The sequence below is a fragment of the Ochrobactrum sp. SFR4 genome (assembly GCF_019730395.1).
Classification (GTDB): Bacteria; Pseudomonadota; Alphaproteobacteria; order Rhizobiales; family Rhizobiaceae; genus Pseudochrobactrum.
This window is the reverse complement of sequence record NZ_JAAPBB010000085.1, coordinates 1-642: the sequence shown is the minus strand read 5'-3', so window position 1 is coordinate 642 and position 642 is coordinate 1. Positions and strand designations below refer to the sequence as shown.

1 protein-coding gene and 1 pseudogene are annotated in these 642 nt (G+C 43.5%); both read left to right on the top strand.

Annotated elements, in window-relative coordinates; translation table 11 throughout:
• Positions 1–117: 117 nt before the first annotated feature.
• Positions 118–417 (top strand): aminotransferase-like domain-containing protein, encoded by a 300-nt coding sequence (locus HBA93_RS17960; RefSeq protein ID WP_221724201.1) that lies wholly within the window; start codon positions 118–120, stop codon positions 415–417.
• Positions 418–431: 14 nt separating this feature from the next.
• Positions 432–642, top strand: a pseudogene (locus HBA93_RS17955) (D-amino acid aminotransferase); the annotation flags it as partial.

Sequence of the window (642 nt, the reverse complement as noted above, 5' to 3'; positions counted from 1 at the left end):
ACCTTGCTTAAGCTGGGTGCCGATACGCAGTGTAGTACATTGAACATGTCTGCGATCAGTTATCTGCTGTAGAACTACGATCTGGAGAGCCACATTAAGAAAATTCGTGCCAGCTATATGATCAAACGCGATATTTTGATTAATGCAATGCGCGAAAATTTTTCACAGGAAATCGCCTTCACTTATCCGGACGGCGGATTGTTTACCTGGCTTACTTTTCCATCGGATTTTAATTCGCGGGAATTTCTGCTGAACTGTGCCATTCCGCAATTTAATGTCGGTTATGTTCCGGGTGATGCATTTTATGCGAAGGCGCCTGAACATAATCATGCACGAGTCAGTTTCTCAACAGTATCGGCAGAAGATATTCAAAAAGGAATATCTCTGCTAGGCGAAGCCTATAAACAATACAGATAATCCGGAGGCACCAGATGTCATCACTTGTTTATCTCAATGGCCGGTTTGTGCCTGAAGAACAGGCAACTCTGCCTGTCTTTGACCGGGCGACACTGTTTTCTGATGCAGTTTATGAAGTGACCTGTGTCGTTGACGGGCAACTGTTTGATTATCATGCTCATATGCAGCGCTTGAAACGCTCTTTAACAAAACTCGACATGAAATATGATGTTGATATCGACGTAT

Excerpts from the sequence above, each read along its gene's own strand:
- HBA93_RS17960 (WP_221724201.1), top strand. The coding sequence starts at position 118 with ATGATCAAACGCGATATTTTGATTAATGCAATGCGCGAAAATTTTTCA.